This is a genomic window from Mesorhizobium sp. AR10 (assembly GCF_024746795.1).
In the GTDB taxonomy this organism is placed as follows: domain Bacteria; phylum Pseudomonadota; class Alphaproteobacteria; order Rhizobiales; family Rhizobiaceae; genus Mesorhizobium.
This window is the reverse complement of record NZ_CP080524.1, coordinates 5,040,054-5,058,476: the sequence shown is the minus strand read 5'-3', so window position 1 is coordinate 5,058,476 and position 18,423 is coordinate 5,040,054. Positions and strand designations below refer to the sequence as shown.

Genomic DNA, 18,423 nt, shown 5'->3' with positions numbered 1-18,423 from the left:
ACCGTGGGTCAAAATGTGATGTAGCTCGGCGGCACGTTTGCGCCACAACCTGACATGGAAGAAAAGAAAAGTGGAACAAGCGTGTTCAGCTCCGCAGTGATATAGCGGCTACTGGATCTTACTGTCTCGAGCCGCCTTAACATCGTTGAGCCCCCTCAGGGCATCATGATTACCGGTGCCAGCGGCGGCGCGGAAAACCTGTTCAGCGTCGCTGAAACGTCTTAGTTTCAGATAGGCATAGCCACGCATCACCATCAGGCCGGTGCGCTCGGGCGCGATGCGCGAGCGCTCGTCCAGCGCCATGATCGTTTCGACATAGCGGCCCTGGTCGAAAGCGCTGCTCGCTTGCGCCTCGAGCAGTGCGGTTCTCACTTCCACGCTGCGTTCGGGATCGAGCGGCGCTTTGGACGCCGCCGCCGCCGCCATGTCGGACAGTCCGGCGCGCAGATAGGCCAGGCTTTGGCCATAGGCCGCGTCAGTGCGGGTCTTGCCGGAGCCGTGGAGCGCGGCTTCAAAAGCTGCTGCGGCCTCGACCGGTCGATTGGCCTCCATAAGACACCAGCCAAGGGTCAGCGCCTGTTTCGGCGCAAGCGTGGTCGGGTCAATGCTGCTCGAGCAACCTCGGACCTGCTTTCTTGTCCTGGCGCCCGAACCCGATCGTATCGTGTCCTGGGCGGTAGCTGCCTGGTCTTGAGCTGCCTGATCTTCAGCCTGGTCCTGCTTTGCACGCGCGTGCGTCCGAGCTCCCGCTTCGGTACCCTTCCCAACCGCCGCCGTCTCGATGCTGCGCTCACTGACCGTCGGTATCCGCTCGGATCGCCCTACCCAGGCGGCCTGTATTTCCCGCGCACCCGCCTTGTCGCCGATTTTCCAGCGTGTGAGCGCCAAGCCATAGGCGGATGGTTCGTCATCCGGCTTCCAATCCAGCGCAAGCTTGAACCATTGCGCCGCCGTTTGGGACTGGTTCAATGCATCAGCATACCAGCCGAGCTGTTGCGCTGACGCTGCATCCTTTGCGGCGTAAATCTCTTGCACCATCCGCTGCAGCACCTCCGCGCTCAGCGGCGCCGGCGGCGTGACGGCCAGCAGGTTTGCGGCCGCCGCAAGATAGACGCGCCGTATGTCATCGTTGGTGTCGCGCCATTGGTAGAGGACGGCCTCGGCATCCGCGGGGCGGCTCAGGTTAATCAGGGCCAGTGCCAAGCCCTGCGAGGAGCTCGCAGTGTTTTCCTTGTCACGGGCCCTGCGGAACCAGGCTTCTGCTTCCTGGGGATTGTTGCGGCCCACATGGTACCAACCCAGCAGCAAATCGTCGGAGGCAAGTCCGCCTTCCTGAGCCAGCATCTTGACGGTTGCGAGGTCTTCAGGCGCGACGACAAGCTTGGGATCGGCATCGGCATTGGCGAGGCTCTGCCTTGAAATGTCGCCGCGAACCGCTGCAAATTCGCCCTTCCCGTCGGCCGCCTTCTGCTCTTTGGCCAGAAGCTGGTCGAGACTTGGCCGCGACAGCAGCGGCAGGGCTTTCTGAATCGTGGCGACGCGCTCCTCGGGCTTCTTGCAATTGTTGAGGACGTAAAGGTAGGCGTCGCGCGCCCGGTCCTCGCGGTTCGTGTGCGCAAAGGCCTCGGCAACACGCCACAGGACATCGACATCACCGCATGTCAGCAAGCTTGAATTGGTCGAACCGATGCGGATCACGGCATCGTATTGTTTGAGTTCGGAAGCGTTGACCAGCTGCTCCCTGGCCTCCGCGGCCGCCAGCCTGTCGAGCAGGTCCGCCGGCGGCTGCCAGCTAGCTTCAGCTGTCTGCCTGTCGGCAATCGCCTTCCTGACATCGGCGAGCTTGCCTTCCGAATAGAGCTTCCACATCTGTTCGAGCTGCGGGTCACCCTCCTGACGAACGGCAAGCGGGTTTTCCGGCGGCGTCCAATCCGGATAGAGCGCCTTCAATCGGGCAATTTCGGCTTCCAGGCGTCTGGTGTCGCCCTTGGCCGCAAAATAGCGGAGCGCCGTCTCATCGACCTTTGGCGGCGGAACTGATCCGCTACTAGGCTGCGTGGGCACGGTCGTCGCCGGCGCCAACTGCGCAACATTGGTCGGTTGCGAATATGCGGCCTGGGAGCGGCCATCATCTGCGGTGTGCTGGGCGCCAGCGGCCTGGGTCACGGCGGAGGCTGGCGGCGGGGCGGCGTCCAAATAGCCGCCGTTCCGGATCACCAATATGCCAAGCGCGACCACGCCTGCCGTTATGAACACCACCGGTTTCACAGGCACTCTCGGTGGTGGCGTCGCACATAGGACAGCGCAAGCAGTTGCAGGGTCGAGGGATAATACTCGGTCGGCGTGAAAGCCTGCAGTTCGGCGCCCAATCGCGAGCCATCGAGCACGCAGGACACGAGCGCGGGAATGATGCGGTAGCCATTGTCGGCAAGCAGTTCCCTGGTTTGCCCTGTCGCGATATCGACGATGCGTACGCGCCCGTCTGGATCCGGCATCTGGGCCAGGAATGGCTCCAACAATGCCCGGTCGCGACTTCCCGAGCGGACAAGGTAGAGCGGGATGCGGACGGCGTTGTAGCTGAATTCCTGAGGGAAACCGTCGGCAGGCCGCGGCTTGGCCTTCAACGAAACCCAATCCGGCGGCAAGTTCGACGGGCCGATTTTCATACTGCGGACAAGCAAAGCCTTGCCATTGTCGGCCAACTCACGCCAGGGGCCGTCTGGCACCAGCTCGGCCATGACCGGCAGAGCCTCGAACACCCAATAGGATGGGTTGACCACCGGACCATCCGCCCGGTCGCCGGCTCCGAAACCCGAATTTCCCGGTTTGAGCAGCACAAGATCGCCCACCGTCTCCAGGCCTCCGTCGGCGAGCGCGGTGGCAATGTTGATGGCCGAACCGGTGAGATCAGGACGGTGCCAGGCGGAGCCGGCGAGCGCCAGGCCGTAGGCAATCAGCAGGTCGCCATCGGTGGCATTGTTGGTGTCGGTCACATGCGGTGCCGTGCCAGGATCCCACTTCCAAGCCGCCAGTCCGTCGTCCCGTACCAGCATCTCCGTGCGGGTAAACGCCCAGATGCGATCGAAATCACCCCGGTTGTCGGCAAGATAAGCCAAGAGCAGTCCGTATCCCTGTCCTTCACTATGACTGATGTTTCCATTGGCGTTGTCGACGATTCTCCCTGCCGGGTCGAGGAACTTTTCTTTGTAAAGGCTCCATTCCCCGGCCGTTATTGCGCCAGCCGCCATGGCTGGCTGCACCGCTACAACTGGGAACAGTGCGGCGAGAAGCAGAAGGAAACATCGAGCCGAACGTCTCACTTTTTCCTGCCCAGCGAACCCAGCAGGCCGGCTGTTGCGAAACCGAGCAGGATCGACAGCAGAGTCAATATGACCGCATAAGATAGAGCATTGGCCGATAGCCAATTGGCAATGATGAGGCGGTAGTTCGAAAGCGAGAATGGCTGCGTCTCAACGAAATCGAAACGCGTGACGTCGACCGTGGCTACCTTGTTGTCAGCGGCATCGACCGTCGTGAGGTGCCCCCCCATCTGCCGCCACGTGGCCTGTTCCGTCAGCGCACGAACCCCATCGTGCAACGCGCCGACGGTAGGTGCGGTAACAACTGTCCAGGTGCCGCCATCCACTGGGCTGGCTTCCTGGGCGACGACAAGACTGGCGCTGCCTTGCGGCGTGAATTCCGCGGCGGAGCCAGGAAATATCCGAAAGGAACTCATCGATATGTTGAAGGTCCTGCTCATCCAGTCCTCAAGCGAACTGATCTGGCCGCGCCAGCCGCTGCCACGCAGCTTTTCACGCCATTGGTCGAATGTCGCTTCGGTGTTCGGGTGAATGGAGGCGACAGTCTCGCCCCAGGTGGAGGAACTGTCGCTCGAAACGCCAACCTGCGCCAGCACAGCAGGCGGCACTTGCGAAATCGCACTAACGAAAAGTGCGTTCCTGTCGCCTACGGCCGCGGCCGCAGTTGAGGAATCAACAGGAATAAGGCGCCCTGCGGCCACCGACATTCGCGCCATCAGCGTCACCCCAGCGGAAACAGTTTCAGGCTGTGTGCGATCCATGATCAACGGGATCGCGTATTCGGACCTGCCATAAGGAAAACCGGTTCCGCTGATTGCGGCAAGGTTGGGAGTCCTGGCGACACGCGCGAAGCTCGGCATCACGAACTCAGAGCTGTCAAAGACAACGAAACGTTGACTAGCCTGTGCCGGCGCACCAGGCGCACAAGTCGCATCTGCCTGGGTCATGAGAATGGCTTCAAGCGCGATGGTGTTGTCGCCCGGCCTAAAGTGCCGCATCGTAACTTTGATCGGCAGATGACGCAGGATTTCCCCGCCGGAGGTCGTGATTGGTACCGTCGCGGCGATGTTGTCGTTAACATACACGTCGATGTGGCTTCCCGGCAGGACCTCCTCCGAATAGGCGGCATCCAGCAGGATGGTCGCTTCGCCATATGCCTCGGCATAGAAGTCCGAAGGCACTCCCACTGCGAAATCGGTGCGTAGTCTGCGTCCGGCGAATTCCAGCGTGCTCACGCCCAGTTCTGAAAATTTGAAACTGCTGGCGCTCAAAAGCATCGGCACGTCAGGCGTGCGCCATGCGCGCGTGGAAAGGCTGGTCCGCAGGCTGCCGGCCGGCCGATCGACCTGCTTGGCAATGTCGTCGATCGCCATGTCGACAGCTTGCCAGTTTGGACCACTGACGACCAGGGTCGACGGACCGAGCCTGGGATCGTCTACCAGCGTCGCGATCGGCCCCGCTTCTGCGCCCGCGGGTATGTTCACCAGTGCTTTTGAGAGTTCCGAGGCCGGCCCCAGAACGATTGTCGCCACACCGGGCCTGACCGCCGGCGATCCGGCCTCGCTGACCTCGAAGGACTGATTCGGCATGTTGGCAATCAGGGCCAACGCTTCGCCCAATCGCACTGCCGGCGATGTCGAAATGGTCTGTCCCATGGACGGCACAATCAGATTGAAGGTCGTCGTGCCGGATTCGTCGACGCCGATCGCGCGTAGATCCTCGACCCGCTTCCAGCGACCAGCTTCAGGGCCGTCAAACGACAGAAAAGTCTTGGTCGTGTCGACTTGTGTCCACAGTTCATAGGTCGACTCAATGGTGCAATCGGTGCGATGCCGCTGCACCGCGGATATGGCAATGTCATTCAGCCCGGCATGCAGAAGCTTCGCCGGAACGCTGACTGAGATGTCGGAAGAATTGTCCGACGAGGCGATCGGCGCGTCTACGACTTCGCTGCCGTTGATGAATACTTTCAAACGCGACGCCTCAGGAGCGACGATGACAGCGTTCTGATAGCCCAGATGAAACTCAGCCTTCGACGCCGCCTGTTCCGGCGTCAGAAAAATTGACCAGGAGCGCTGCGAGTACTCTCCGGAAAACACAAGCTCGACGAATGGGACGATGTATCGTCGCGCCGATGTCCCGGTCTGCTGCACGGTACCACTTTGGGCAGGTGTCAGACCGGCTGGGGGTGCGGAAGGCGGAGTTGCCGGCTGACCAGGTGCGGGAATAGCCGGCTTTTCGGTCGACATGTCGAACGGGCTTGTCTGAGAGCTTGCGGGCGACACGCCCAGCACCAGCAGAAGCAATGAAAGGGATGCGAAACCGGCCCTCATTGCCGCTTCTCCGCGAGCTTTCCCAGGGGCTCGGCGCCAGAGCGGCCGCGGATGTCACGCCAGAAGTAGACCAGACCCCGGGAGGTCTGAAAGATCGCCAGCCGCAGGAACCAGAATGTCCCCCGCAGCAAGCCCGGGTTTCCTCTGCGCGAAAGCTGGAACTGTTCCCACTGCTTGGAGTTCGCGAAGATTAGATCGGCCACGAGCCGATGGTGCACGGCTTCCGTTGGCATGTAGAGACAGCCGACCGCAATGCTGTCTGTCGTCCGTTCGAAGTTTCGGATTGTAACGGGCAACACGGCTTCAGTGCCGTCGGCGAACAGCTTGAAGCGAATGCCCGCCTTGGCGTCCTTTGCCAACTCCTCCATGTCCCCACCGAATACCAAGACCCTAGCGCCGTTGGCCGACACATTTTCGATAGTACCCTGAAGCCATTTGCCGGAGACCTGAAAATCGCAGCGGCGGCTGACCTTCACCCGTCGCGTGGCGGTACGCTCTCCGCGCTCGGACACGACGCCGAGCGCGCAACCGGCGATAATCAGGTTGAGCAGGTTCCAGCCCCCTACGACGAGCGTCACATCGGCTTTGAACGGCTCTGCATAGACCTTGTAGACAGTCATCGCCACGCCAACGAGCAGGATGCCGAAGATGGCGAAGAACGGCTTGCCGATTTCCGAAAGCCGACTTGTCGCGATCGATTCGTCCTTGGCGGTGACCTTGAACGTCGGCTTGCTCGGGTTGAGAATCACGGAAATCACGGCGGGAAGAAGATGGACCGTCTGCACATACTCGTAGAGCTCGGAGACCCATGGCCAGCGGAACGCGCCATAGAGGTAGTTCTGCATCATCAGGTTCACGATCATGTAAGTGAGCGTGTAGGCCATGAACTCGCCGCCGGAGGCGGTAAATATCTGTAGATCGAAAAACAGATAGAACAGCGGCGCGACCAGAAAGATCGTGCGCGGGAAGGGAAACAGCCAGAACAGCGTCGACGACATGTAGCAGAGACGTTGCGGTATCGAGAGCCCGCGCTTGAAGAGGGGGAATCGAAAACGCAGGATCTGCATCATGCCCTGCGCCCAGCGGCTCCTCTGACCTATGAAACTGGCGAAGGTTGCCGGCTGCAATCCCGCGATCAGTGGCTTGTCGACATAGACACTGTGCCATCCGCGTGCATGAAGCTCGATAGCCGTCTCGCAGTCCTCGGTAATGCTGACGCCGCTGAAGCCCTGTGTTTCCAAAAGGGCTGCGCGACGCAGCACCGCGGCAGATCCGCAGAAAAACGCGGCGTTCCATTTGTCGAGACCGCGCTGGATGATGCCGTAGAACATCTCGTTCTCCGACGGCATATTTTCAAAGGTTCGCAGGTTTCGCTCGACAGGATCGGGATTCAGAAAGAAGTGCGGCGTCTGGACGAGAAAAAGCTTGGGGTCCTCGTCGAAATAACCAACGGTTTCCTTGAGAAAATCACGCGCCGGCGCATGGTCAGCATCGAACACCGCGACAAGCTCGCCCGTCGACTGTGCGAGACCATTGTTGAGATTGCCGGCCTTGGCGTGCTCGTTGCGATCGCGAGTCAGATAGGTCACGCCCATCTCGGCGCTCAATTTCTGCAGTTGGGCGTATCGCCGCTCGGCATTGTTGGCGTCGCCGATCTTGTCCGCATTGCGCTTTTGAACAGTGCCGCCATCATCAAGGAGCCAGACGTGCAGCCTGTCGGCCGGATAGTCCATGCCCTTGGCTGCAGCCATCGTGTTGGCTAACAGCTCGGGATCTTCATTGTAGGTGGGAATGAAGACGTCGACGGAAGGTAGACGGTCATTGGAATTTGCGCGTGAAGGACGCGGCGCCAGTGGAAGGGCAACCACGAAAAGGCTGAGCGCCAACATCATCACGCTGTACATTTCCGCCAGGTAAAGCAGAAAGCCGGGAATGAAGTTTTCCAGCTGGTTGACCGGCGGTAGCGTGCTTGTCGTGCGCCAGTACACATAGCGCATTACGATGGCGGTGCCGAAGGCAAGGGCCACCAGACGCCAAATGCCATCGGGCCGGATCAGCTTGAGCACCATCATCGCAAAGAGCACGCACATGCCGGCAACCAGCTGGGTTTCCAGGCTGATGGGCAGCGTCACCATCGTTATCACGCATATGGACGCAAACGCCCATTGCACGATGGTCAAGAATTTCTGCATTCAATGCGCCTTTGTCTTCGGACGCCTGCCGGCCACCGGTCGATCGCATTTCGCCACCGACTGCGAACCGGGTGCGCTTCCTTCGATGGAGCGCCTCACCACCGGGCAGGCAACACACTGGAACGCGCAACGGTTGATATCGGCTTCCTGTCCGACACCTACTCATGCTGACGGTTAACGAATGGTTTACGGCATCAATTGCAGCTGCCTGTCGCATCACTGGGGACGCAAGGTGGCGGCGGAACAATCGGCACTGTGCGCTTGGCCCCGGCGTCCGTAGGAAGAGTCGTTGTCGCAGGTACAGGGGCCATGGCAGCCGGCAGCGCGGAATCGGCACTCTTCGATCCCGGCGGCGGCGGCACGATCGGACCCATCGCCACGGGCAACTCGGGCGCCGGTAACGGCTCGGTCGAAGCTTGCCGTTGCGTGCTGCGAACACGACGGGGTGGCCGTGTTGCAGGCGGCGTGGTTACCGTTTCGAAGCGCGACACACCGACCGGATAGATGGGCTGCCCAAGTTTGCCCAGTGACGGATCGGGCGCGGCGGGTTCGCCGTACGGGTTCCAGTTGCGCGTTTTGAAGTACGAGGTAATGGTATAGCCGTACATGACATCGAGAAGTCTTTGCTCAGAAGCGCTCTGGTCGCAGAGGCGCAGGCGCACCTGGATAGATCCTTTGTTGCCAACCCAAGTCTGGGTGATGCCGGTGGAACTGATGCGTTGCCAGCCGTAGAGACAGGTGTCGCCCGATGCGGAACGACCCGCCGCATAGCCGAAGGGTCCATATTTGTTCTGAACGTAATAAGGCGACCGTACCATTCGGATACCCGGCAATACTTGCCGCATTTCCGAGCCAACGTCGCCGAGGGGAAGGTAGCCTTCGCGAAGCCGGCTCTCACCCGCTATGGAACTGTCTACTGGTCCGAAAAATTGAACCCGCAACATGTTCTGGCCCGGCGTGCGCGCCGAAGTCGCCAGCAAGATGTCCTGCTGTGTGGCATTGGCGAACCGTCGTTCGACCACTGCAGTGATGGCTGGGCCGCCTGGTGCCGGAAATGCGAATGCTGCTTGGGTCGAGACCAGGCTCGTTCCTGACGGATTCACGAGTGGCGGCGGTTGGGCGCAACTGCCAAACGCCAGAACTGACGCCAGACCTACCGCTTTCAGGATCGACGCCGCGCGAATGCCAAATAGTCTGGCTCCTCGAATTGGAGCAAAAAGCACCCGTGATGGCGGGCAGGCATTGAGAAGCCCGGCAAAGTCCATGAATGGGACGCTACGAGATTCGCTATGGTTGCCGAAGGATTAATGCCAGCAAACCTCAATTTGCCCCCAAATAAAGCCGGGACCGAGTCCAATTTGCCACGGGTCCGTCATCAGATTTTCCATATCGCACGATCTGGGCCAGCGATGCCGAAGCGGCGTTCACCCAAAGTCAGCTATGGGTCATTTGACGCCCCCTCGACGCCCGCTATCTCCCCATCTCTTTCAGAACCGCCCGTTCCACCGCCGGCTCCGGCATCTCCGCGAACGGCGTAGCCAGATGGTGGCGGTAGCTGCCGCCGATGAAGACATGGAGGTCGTCGCAGAAGCGGTCCGTCATTTAACTGGCGTTGGGAACGGCGCGCGCGATGTCGCGCTCCACTGCGGCGTCGTGACGGGAGGGCGAGGCGCTGCCCCTTTGCGCCCGCGAAAGGTCGCCTGTAGCGGAAGCAGTTCGGGCAGGCTCCAGTAGCCCCCATCGGATGCAAAACACGATATGATCGCGCCCCAGGCCAATTCGCCGACGGAAGCCGATGCCCATCTTTTCAGTCAAGCACACCACCGTCTATCGCTACAGCCAGCCCGTGAGCTTTGGCGAGCACCGGCTGATGTTCAGGCCGCGCGACAGTTTCGACCAGCGGCTGCTGGACCACGCTTTGTCCGTGGACCCCGCGCCGCAGGAGGTTCGCTGGATCCATGACGTTTTTGGCAATTGCGTTGCGGTGATCGATTTCGAGCATTCCGCCAGGGAATTGCGTTTTGAAACGGACATCCGGCTCGACCACACGCCGCAGCATGCGCCTGAATTCCGCATCGACGAGGCGGCGCTGAACTATCCGTTCTCCTACGATCCCGACGAGGCGGCCGACCTCGCGCAGACCATGGAGCGCCATCATCTCGACGATGGCGACGAGGTCGGCAAATGGGCGCGGCAGTTCGTCAGTGCGGCGGGAAACACCGAGACCGGCACATTGCTGATGACGCTTTGCTACGCCATCCACGAGAGTTTCGTCTATTCCCGCCGGGTCGAAACCGGCACGCAGCCGCCTGTCATGACCTTGCATCTGCGCAAGGGCACGTGCCGGGACTTTGCGCTTTTCATGATGGAGGCGGTTCGCTCGCTCGGCTTCGCCGCCCGCTTCGTCACCGGCTATGTCTATGTGCCGAGCCGCGACAGTGCCTCGGTGCGCGGCGGCGGCTCGACCCATGCCTGGTGCCAGGTCTACTTGCCAGGCGCGGGCTGGGTTGAGTTCGATCCCACCAATGGCATCGTCGGCAACCGGGACCTGATCCGGGTTGCCGTGGCCAGGCATCCCCAGCAAGCCATACCGCTTTCCGGAAGCTACTCCGGAAGCGCCGCGAGTTTTCTGGGGATGACCGTCGAGGTCAAGGTGGCGAAGGAAACCGGCGCATAGGGGCTCCCTCGGCGTGGGTTTCCGGGCGTCCGCAACAATCATTGGCGGCTGGAGCCGGGTGAGAGGTGCTCCCGCCCGGGGCCCCTCTCACCCGCATTTGCCCGATCCGGGAGGGGACGGATCGGGGCAATGTGACCTCTCCCTCGAAGAGAAAGGTCAGGCCGCCAGCGCCCCCGCTGTCTCATCTCAACGCCCCTAAAAGAGCGCCCGTTCCACCGCCGGCTCCAGCGATTCCGCAAACGGTGTCGCCAGATGGTGGCGGTCGCGGTAGGCGAGCTTGCCGCCGATGAAGACGTGGCAGGTCCGGGCGTCGCAGAACAAATTGGTCATGTCGATGTAGCTGGCGCCGGGAACGCCGAGCACGATGTCGCGTTCCACCGCGGCGGTGGCGTCGTTGGCGGCGTAGGCCCGCGTCTGGTCGCACAGCGACGGCGCCTGTCCCTGCCACAGCGCGCGCGCCACGCAGGTGTCGACATGCTCGTCGTTGAAGGGCACGTCGCGGATGAAGGCGACCTTCAGCCCGGCCTTGCTGAACGCCTCCAGGGTGGAGCGCAGGCCGGCCCGCCAGTCCGCGTCCTGGCTGTCGGGCACCTGCATGCCGATCGCCATCTTGCGCGAGCTCGCCAGCGCGATCTCGGAGATCACCACCAGGCTCGGCCGCGCGGCGATGATCTCCTTGATCGATTGATCGCGCCATTGATCGCACTCGGTGTAGTCGCGCTTCAGCTGGGTCACGTAGACCGTCAGACGCGAGGCCCGGCAGGAGGATTTGAGCCAGGTGACGACGCGATAATTGTTCTTCTGCGCCGCCTCGATCAGCGGCGTCGACCAGTGGTCGGCATGCGAATCGCCGAACAGCGCGATCGACCGTTCAGCGTGCCTGGCGCCGAACACGCAGGGCTTCGGCTTCACGGTCGCGTAGCTGAGGACGCAGCCGGCCCGGCGCACGGTGGAAGGTCTGGCGGCACTTTCGGCAACGAAGCGCTGCTGCGCGTCGAGATCATGCACGGCCAGCCGCGCATTGGCGTAGGTGGCAGCGACGCTGGTGCCGGTGAGGAGGACGGCCGGCACCAGCGCCCGCGCCGCATTGGCCATCAGCCAATTGTTGCGGCGGATCGGGTTCTCGATGAAATGGTAGGTGAAGATCGACAGCGCCAGCGTCAGCGCCAGGCAGGCAAGCCGCTCCGGCCCGGAAAGGTCGGGCACCAGCATCGTCGCATAGACGATGACCGGCCAGTGCCAGAGATAGAGCGAGTAGGAAAGCTTGCCGACCCATTGCAGGGGCGGCAGCGCCAGGACGGCACTGAGGCCATTGCTGGCCCCATTGTTCTCGCCCGCCCCCGCCAGCAGCAACAGCACGGTGCCGGCCACCGGCACCAGCGCCATGAAGCCGGGGAAGGGCGCCTCCTCGGTAAAGCTCAGATAGGCGGCGCCGATCAGCGCCAGGCCGAGCCATGCCAGTGGCGCGCCGAACCGTGGGCGTTCTTGCCAGAATCTTTGCGGCACCATGGTGGCCAGGCCACCGGCGGCGAATTCCCAGGCGCGCAGCGGCGAGAAATAGAAGGCCCAGGGCTGCGCCACGGTGGTCAGCCAGGCGCAGACGGCGAAGGAGACCAGGCCGGCAACGCCGATCACCAGCATCGCCATGCGCTTGCCCGGGCGCAGCCATGCCGCCAGCAAGAGCAGCGCCGGCCAGGCAAGGTAGAACTGCTCCTCCACCGACAGCGACCAGAAATGGATGAACGGGTTGCTGGTCGCGTCCGCGGCGAAATAGTCGAACGACCAGCGGATCAGCCACAGATTGATCGCATAGGCCGAGGCGAACATGGCGCCCTTGGAATAGAGCGACTGTTCCTCCGGCGACAGGATGAAGGCGCCGGCCACCAGCGTGGCGAGGATGACGAACAGCGACGCGGGCAACAGCCGCCGGGCGCGACTGGCGTAGAAGCGCCACAGGTCCAGCCGGCCGGTCTCTGCGATCTCGCTCACAAGATGCTTTGTGATGAGATAGCCGGAGATGACGAAGAAGATGTCGACGCCGACAAAGCCGCCGGGCAGGCCGGTCAGGCCGAAATGAAAGGCGACGACGCCCGACACCGCCAGCGCACGCAAGCTTTCGATATCCGGACGGAACGATGCTGACACGATGAAAACCTCGTGTAGTTCGTTGAAAGCCTACCCATGCGCAGACTCGACCGTATAAGCCGATATCGCAATGCAACAAATCTATCGCAGTGCAACATTAGTGGAATTGGGCGCGGGAAGCTGCCAATCTCCCCCACAAGGGACCCACAAGGGGGGAGATTGCTTGTCCCCCGCCTAGGTCACCGCTGCGCCACCGCGCTCGAGAACAGCGCCCGTTCCACCGCCGGCTCCAGCGATTGCGCGAAGGGCGTCGCCAGATGGTGGCGGTCGCGGAAGGCCAGCATGCCGTCGATGAACACGTGGCAGGTGGTCTGGTCGCAGAACTTGTTGGTCATGTCGATGTAGGTGGCGTTGGGCGTGCCGCGCACGATGTCGCGCTCCACCGCGGCGATCTCGTCATTTGCGGCCGTCGCCCTCGGTGTGTCGCACGCCGCCGGCTGCTGCCCGCGCCACAGCGCGCGCGCCACGCATTTGTCGACATAGCTGCCATTGTAGGGCACGTCCCTGATGACCGCGACCTTGATGCCGGCCCGGCTGAACGCCTCCAGCGTCCAGCGCAGACCGTCCCGCCACTCCTCGTCCCAGTTGGCGTGCTTCAATTCGTCAGGCGATTCCCGCATCACATTGCCCATCGAGAATTCCGAGATCACCACCAGTTGCGGATGGAGCGCGATGATGTCCTTGATCGATTGGGCGCGCCACTCATCGCACTCGGTGTAGTCGCGCTTCATGCGCCAGTTCCAGGTCGTCACCCGCGAGGCCCGGCAGGAGGATTTGAGGTAGGTCACCACCTGGAAATTGTTGTTCGCCGCCGCCGCGATCAGTGGCGTCGACCAGTGGTCGGCATGCGAGTCGCCGAACAGCACCACCGAGCGCTCGGTGTTCCTGGGGCCGAACACGCAGGGTTTCGGCTGGACGGTGGCGAAATCGAGCACGCAGTCGACGTTGCTGGCGCGCACGGTGGAATTCTGCGCCGCACTTTGGGCGATGCTGCGTTGCTCGGGGCTGAAATTGTGATCGGCAAAGCGCGCATTGCCATAGGCCGCGATCACCCCGGCGCCGGTCAGCACCGCGGCCGGCACCAGGGCCCTGGCCGCTCCCGCCATCAGCCAGCCATTGCGGCGAATCGGGTTCTCGATGAAACGATAGGTGAAGGCCGACAGCGCCAGCGTCAGCGCCGCGCAGGCAAGGCGCTGGAGGCTGGAGAGGTCAGGCACCAGCATCGCCGCATAGACGATGACCGGCCAGTGCCAGAGATAGAGCGAGTAGGAAAGCTTGCCCAGCCATTGCATCGGCGGCAGCGACAGGAAGGCGTTCGGCAGGTTCTGCGCCGCGCTTTGGCCGGCACCGCTGCCGCTGAGCAGCACCAGCACCGTGCCGACCACCGGCACCAGCGCGATCACCCCGGGGAAGGGGGACTCCTCGCTCACCATCAGGTAGGCCCAGGCGATCAGCGCCAGGCCGATCAACGCCTGTCCGGTGGCAAGCAGCGGCCGGTCACGCCAGAATTTTGCCGGCGCCATGGTTGCCAGGCCACCGGCGGCGAATTCCCAGGCGCGCAGCGGCGAGAAATAGAACGCCCAAGGCTGCGCCACGGCGGTCAGCCAGACGCAGGCGGCGAAGGAGACGATGCCGGCCAGGCCGATCACCAGGATCGCGGTGCGCCGGCCCGGGCGCAGCCAGGCCGCGAGAAGCAGCAGCGCCGGCCAGGCGAGGTAGAACTGCTCCTCCACCGACAACGACCAGAAATGGATAAACGGGTTGTTGGTCGCATCCGCGGCGAAATAGTCGAACGACCAGCGGATCAGCCACAGATTGATCATATAGGCCGACGCGAACATGGCGCCTTTCGAGTAGAGCGACTGTTCGGCCGGCGACAGGATGAAGTAGCCCGCCACCAGCGTGGCGAGGATGACGAACAGCGCCGCCGGCAACAGCCGCCGGGCGCGCCTGGCGTAGAAGCGCCACAGGTTCAGCCGTCCAGTCTCGCCGATTTCGCCCAGCAGGTGCTTTGTGATGAGATAACCGGAGATGACGAAGAAGATGTCGACGCCGGTGAAGCCGCCGGGCAGCGAGGTCAGGCCGAAATGGAAGGCGATGACGCCCGTCACCGCCAGCGCACGCAAGCCTTCGATATCCGGACGGAACGATGTTGCCACTCGTGAACCTTTGTCCTGGCGCAGACCGTAGATCGCGCCGATCAAACTGCTGCGGCGCGCATGCCGAAGCAACGCGCAACGCCGTAGTCGTTGAAAGCCCACCCATTGCGGAAACTCGGCCCTGTGCGCCGATATCGCAATGCAACAAATCTATCGCAGTGCAACATAAAGAGAAGGTCGGCGGGTGCCTCTTTGCCGGCTCTTGTGGGAAGGGCCGGATTTATTCTTCACGATCGGATGGCAATCCCGGGGCGAGCATGCGTTTGACGCCAGGATATTAGGAATCGCTAAAACATAAATTGTCCGGATGCGTGCAATCTGCTAGGATTTGATCACCGACAAACGGCTCTGGAAAGCCGCGCGTCCGACATCATGCACAAGATCAACTCAACCGGAGAATGGCCATGAAACGGCTTCTGACGGTCGCTGCCCTTATGGCGGCGGGCAGTTTGGTTACGATGCAAGGCGCAGCCGCCGATGACGCTGCGATGATCAAGAGCGCTGAATCCGCCGCACCCGCCGCTGTAGCAAGCGGCGCTGCGGTCTACGCCGCGGATGACAAGGGCGCGATGCGCACGCTGCGCGAGGGCAAGAACGGCTACTGGTGCATGCCGGACCACCCGGCCACGCCTGGCCCGGATCCGATGTGCGGTGATGCCAACTCGATGGAATGGGCGATGGCGTGGATGGAAAAGAAGGAACCGCCCAAGGGCAAGGTCGGCTTCATGTACATGCTGTCCGGCGGCAGCGACGGCAGCAACACCGATCCCTACGCGACGAAGCCCGAGGAAGGCAACAATTGGGTGGAGACTGGCCCGCACGTGATGATCGTCAACGCAATGGAGGTGATGCATGGCTATCCAACGGACGCCAAGCCCGACACGTCCAAGCCATATGTGATGTGGGCGGGTACGCCCTACGCACATCTCATGATCCCTGTTAAGTAGCTGAAAGACGGCGCCACGCCGGCGCAGAAAAATGGCGGGCATCGCTGCCCGCCATTTCCGACTGTGCCGAACTGGCTGCGTTTAGTTGGCGCCGCCGAGTTCCTTGGTCATCTTGCAGAAATCGTCGTGCTCCTTGGCAATAGCCTCGTCGCCGCATTCCTTGGTCATGCCGGCGCGATCTTCTTCGGTCAAGGCCATCCAGGCGGCCTTGAATTCTTCCGCCGGCTTCATGGTCTTCATGCCGGCATCGGTATAGAAAGGCGTCATCTTCGCCGGATCGTCGAGCGCGCCGGCAAAGGCGGCGCCGGTCACCATCGTAAGCGCCATCGCGCCCATGCAAAGCATCTTGATATTCATGATCATTCCTCCGGTTGCTTCTGAGATCGTCCAAGCTGCGATCGAAGGAAAAACGGATCGTTGGTGCAAAGGTTCCGCAGATTTCCGCAAAGTGAGAATAGTATTGCAGAAGATGGCAACCGGATAGGAAATTTGTTCTGGAATAGAGTTGACAGGGAAGCTGCTGCTATCTCCCGATGATCCGGTTGACGAGGGTTTCGTCGGCATCTTCATGGCCGGTCAGTTCGCGCACCAGATCCCTGGCATGCTGAATCCAGCGCGATTCCGCGATCAGACCTTCGGTTACCGATGACCTGAAGGCATTTCTGAGAATGTCGAAGTCATGAGCGGATATGAAAGCGTTGCTGTCGTCTTGCATCGTAAGGCTCCCGCAGGGCGGGAGTACGGTCTGCGCTCTCAAGCGCCGGTGCCCGTGACATGGCCGGCGACACTTGGCTTTGTACGCTCTATCAGGAATTTAGCGAGTCATTCCGCTCGGGCCGGGTTTGTCGCTCGAAACCGGGCCCCGGAAAACAGGGGGTGCCGCCATTCTCAACCAAGGCTCGATCGTGGTTCAGGCAGGCTTGTGCGGAACCGATCGCCCTGTGAGGCTGTTGTGTCGCAGGAAGGCGACCCATGCCCCTTACGGTTCGAACCACACTCTGCGACATTCGCGAAGACCTGCATGCCTTGCGCAAAGTGGTGGCAGCGCGCGGCCACATCGAGACGATCCAGGCCATCGACGCGCTGATCGGCGTTGCCGAGCTGGAGGCGATCCGGGCCATCCGGCGGATCGATCTGGGAGCCTAGATCACGGCCTGACGCAAGAGGAAAACAACACCAACGGAAAGAACAATCGGTATGAACATCAGGGAGATGACGCGACAGGAATGCACCGCCATGTTGAAGTCGTCCCGGCTTGGCCGCCTGGCCTGCGTCAGGGACGACCGGCCTTACGTGGTGCCGATCCATTTTGCCTTCGGCGACAATTTCATTTTCAGCTTCTCGCTGCTCGGCAAGAAGGTCGAGTGGATGCGGCAGAACCGCCATGTCTGCCTGCAGGTCGACGATGTCGGCAGCGTCCATGGCTGGAAGAGCGTCGTCGTCGACGGCCTGTTCGAGGATCTGCCCAAGGCACCCGATCCGGACTGGACCGTTCCCGCCAACGACCAGCAGGCGCTGGTGTCCGATCGTGAGCGTGAATTTGCCTGGTCGTTGCTGCAGAAGCACGCCAACTGGTGGGAGCCCGGCGCCCTGAAGCCCGGTGAGACGGCCGGTTCGGGCGGCCATCTGTTCTACCAGATCAGGATCGAGACAATTTCGGGACGGCAGGCGTTTCGCTAGGCTCAGGACCCATTACAGGGAATCACGGGGATAATGGCGGCGGCGCAAGGGGGTGCTGCCAGCCGACTTGAGCCGGCGGATTGTTCGGCACTATGGTCAGGTGCAGGAGGATCGGCCGATGCCACAACGCCCCTATGATGAGCGCCTGCTCCGTCAAGCATTCGAAGTCGCGCGCAAGGCCCGCGATGCTGGTGAACATCCCTTTGGTTCGCTCCTCGCCGACAAGGACGGCAATGTGTTGCGCGAGCAACTCAACGCCTACAAATCCGGAGGGGGCGACCGCACCGCTCATGCCGAAAGTCTGCTCGCCCGGTGGGCGGGGATGAATCTCAGCCTCGAATATCTGGCCTCTTGCACACTCTACACTTCGGCCGAACCTTGCGCGATGTGCTCCGGGACAATCTATTGGGCGGGCATCGGACGGGTCGTCTTTGGACAGAGCGAACATGACCTCAAGGCGTTGACGGGCGCGCACGACGAGAATCCCACGCTCGACCTGCCCTGCACGATCGTCTTCGAAGCAGGGCAGCGTCCGACCGAAGTCGTCGGCCCGCTGCTTGCCGATGAAGCGGCGCAACTCCAGGCCGATTTCTGGAAAGACAAGTAGCTCAATCCGCGCGGAAACGAGTGAGTGCAGCAGCCCTTGTCGAGGCGAATCTCGATCGCCGCAGGCAGTTCACGGCATTGCCTGAAAGGCCCGGCTCTCGCCTGGCTTTGGCCGTATGCTCAATGTCCTGGATCGCCTGATATTCTACCGGAATCCAAAGAAACCAAGTATAGCCAAGACAATGACGACCGCTCCAACTAGCCAGATGATGTTGTTCATGATTTCCTCCGTGTCGCAAAGTGTGCAGCCTTCAAAACTACGTGCTGCCACCTAACGTCAATCAACGTTCCGCACGGCATTCTTGTTCCGATGGAAATATGTGTGGCGCGGTGATCGTTTCGAATACGCTATCGGGATCGTGGT

General features: G+C 61.8%; 15 protein-coding genes. 5 read left to right on the top strand and 10 right to left on the bottom strand.

Translation table 11 applies throughout. From position 1 onward, the window contains the following. Nucleotides 1-108: 108 nt before the first annotated feature. The 6 genes from LHFGNBLO_RS28210 to LHFGNBLO_RS28185 all read right to left on the bottom strand — a co-directional run bounded on the left by LHFGNBLO_RS28210 (nt 109) and on the right by LHFGNBLO_RS28185 (nt 9,447). A complete protein-coding gene (locus LHFGNBLO_RS28210; protein ID WP_258602554.1) occupies nt 109-2,268 on the bottom strand; it encodes a cellulose synthase in 2,160 nt (719 codons plus the stop codon). After that, nucleotides 2,265-3,320, bottom strand: coding sequence for a glycosyl hydrolase family 8 (locus tag LHFGNBLO_RS28205; protein WP_413774651.1), 1,056 nt, complete (start codon nt 3,318-3,320; stop codon nt 2,265-2,267). Before LHFGNBLO_RS28205 ends, LHFGNBLO_RS28210 begins: the two co-directional genes overlap by 4 nt. Next, a complete protein-coding gene (locus tag LHFGNBLO_RS28200; protein WP_258602552.1) occupies nt 3,317-5,653 on the bottom strand; it encodes a cellulose biosynthesis cyclic di-GMP-binding regulatory protein BcsB in 2,337 nt (778 codons plus the stop codon). Before LHFGNBLO_RS28200 ends, LHFGNBLO_RS28205 begins: the two co-directional genes overlap by 4 nt. Beyond that, a complete protein-coding gene (gene bcsA, locus LHFGNBLO_RS28195; RefSeq protein ID WP_258602551.1) occupies nt 5,650-7,845 on the bottom strand; it encodes a UDP-forming cellulose synthase catalytic subunit in 2,196 nt (731 codons plus the stop codon). Before bcsA ends, LHFGNBLO_RS28200 begins: the two co-directional genes overlap by 4 nt. A gap of 194 nt (nt 7,846-8,039) precedes the next feature. Beyond that, the gene (bcsN, locus tag LHFGNBLO_RS28190; RefSeq protein ID WP_258602550.1) at nt 8,040-9,110 is read right to left on the bottom strand and encodes a cellulose biosynthesis protein BcsN; all 1,071 of its coding nucleotides are present in this window, start codon (nt 9,108-9,110) and stop codon (nt 8,040-8,042) included. Between the two features lie 205 nt (nt 9,111-9,315). Beyond that, nucleotides 9,316-9,447, bottom strand: a complete 132-nt coding sequence (locus LHFGNBLO_RS28185) for a hypothetical protein (RefSeq protein ID WP_258602549.1) — start codon at nt 9,445-9,447, stop codon at nt 9,316-9,318. A gap of 193 nt (nt 9,448-9,640) precedes the next feature. Here LHFGNBLO_RS28185 and LHFGNBLO_RS28180 point away from each other — a divergent pair, with 193 nt between their 5' ends. Then, a complete protein-coding gene (locus LHFGNBLO_RS28180) occupies nt 9,641-10,522 on the top strand; it encodes a transglutaminase family protein (protein WP_258602548.1) in 882 nt (293 codons plus the stop codon). 195 nt (nt 10,523-10,717) lie between these two features. Here LHFGNBLO_RS28180 and LHFGNBLO_RS28175 read toward each other — a convergent pair whose 3' ends face one another. Together LHFGNBLO_RS28175 and LHFGNBLO_RS28170 are read right to left on the bottom strand one after the other, a co-directional pair. Next, nucleotides 10,718-12,667, bottom strand: a complete 1,950-nt coding sequence (locus tag LHFGNBLO_RS28175; protein ID WP_258602547.1) for an acyltransferase family protein — start codon at nt 12,665-12,667, stop codon at nt 10,718-10,720. A gap of 179 nt (nt 12,668-12,846) precedes the next feature. Then, entirely contained in the window at nt 12,847-14,826 is a 1,980-nt protein-coding gene (locus LHFGNBLO_RS28170) for an acyltransferase family protein (protein ID WP_258602546.1), read from the bottom strand. A gap of 404 nt (nt 14,827-15,230) precedes the next feature. Between LHFGNBLO_RS28170 and LHFGNBLO_RS28165 the strand changes: the two genes are divergently transcribed. Next, on the top strand, nt 15,231-15,773 hold the full coding sequence (locus LHFGNBLO_RS28165; RefSeq protein WP_258602545.1) for a hypothetical protein: 543 nt from the start codon (nt 15,231-15,233) through the stop codon (nt 15,771-15,773). A gap of 81 nt (nt 15,774-15,854) precedes the next feature. Here the strand turns inward: LHFGNBLO_RS28165 and LHFGNBLO_RS28160 are convergent, their stop codons facing one another. Continuing rightward, on the bottom strand, nt 15,855-16,130 hold the full coding sequence (locus LHFGNBLO_RS28160; protein WP_258602544.1) for a hypothetical protein: 276 nt from the start codon (nt 16,128-16,130) through the stop codon (nt 15,855-15,857). 166 nt (nt 16,131-16,296) lie between these two features. Beyond that, entirely contained in the window at nt 16,297-16,488 is a 192-nt protein-coding gene (locus LHFGNBLO_RS28155) for a hypothetical protein (protein ID WP_258602543.1), read from the bottom strand. Between the two features lie 257 nt (nt 16,489-16,745). Between LHFGNBLO_RS28155 and LHFGNBLO_RS28150 the strand changes: the two genes are divergently transcribed. The 3 genes from LHFGNBLO_RS28150 to LHFGNBLO_RS28140 all read left to right on the top strand — a co-directional run bounded on the left by LHFGNBLO_RS28150 (nt 16,746) and on the right by LHFGNBLO_RS28140 (nt 18,060). Then, nucleotides 16,746-16,919 (top strand): hypothetical protein, encoded by a 174-nt coding sequence (locus LHFGNBLO_RS28150; RefSeq protein WP_258602542.1) that lies wholly within the window; start codon nt 16,746-16,748, stop codon nt 16,917-16,919. A 51-nt stretch (nt 16,920-16,970) separates the two neighbouring features. After that, nucleotides 16,971-17,453 carry a pyridoxamine 5'-phosphate oxidase family protein gene (locus LHFGNBLO_RS28145; protein WP_258602541.1) on the top strand — a complete coding sequence of 161 codons (483 nt, stop codon included), beginning with the start codon at nt 16,971-16,973 and terminating at the stop codon, nt 17,451-17,453. 118 nt (nt 17,454-17,571) lie between these two features. Then, nucleotides 17,572-18,060, top strand: coding sequence for a nucleoside deaminase (locus LHFGNBLO_RS28140; RefSeq protein ID WP_258602540.1), 489 nt, complete (start codon nt 17,572-17,574; stop codon nt 18,058-18,060). Nucleotides 18,061-18,423: the final 363 nt, after the last annotated feature.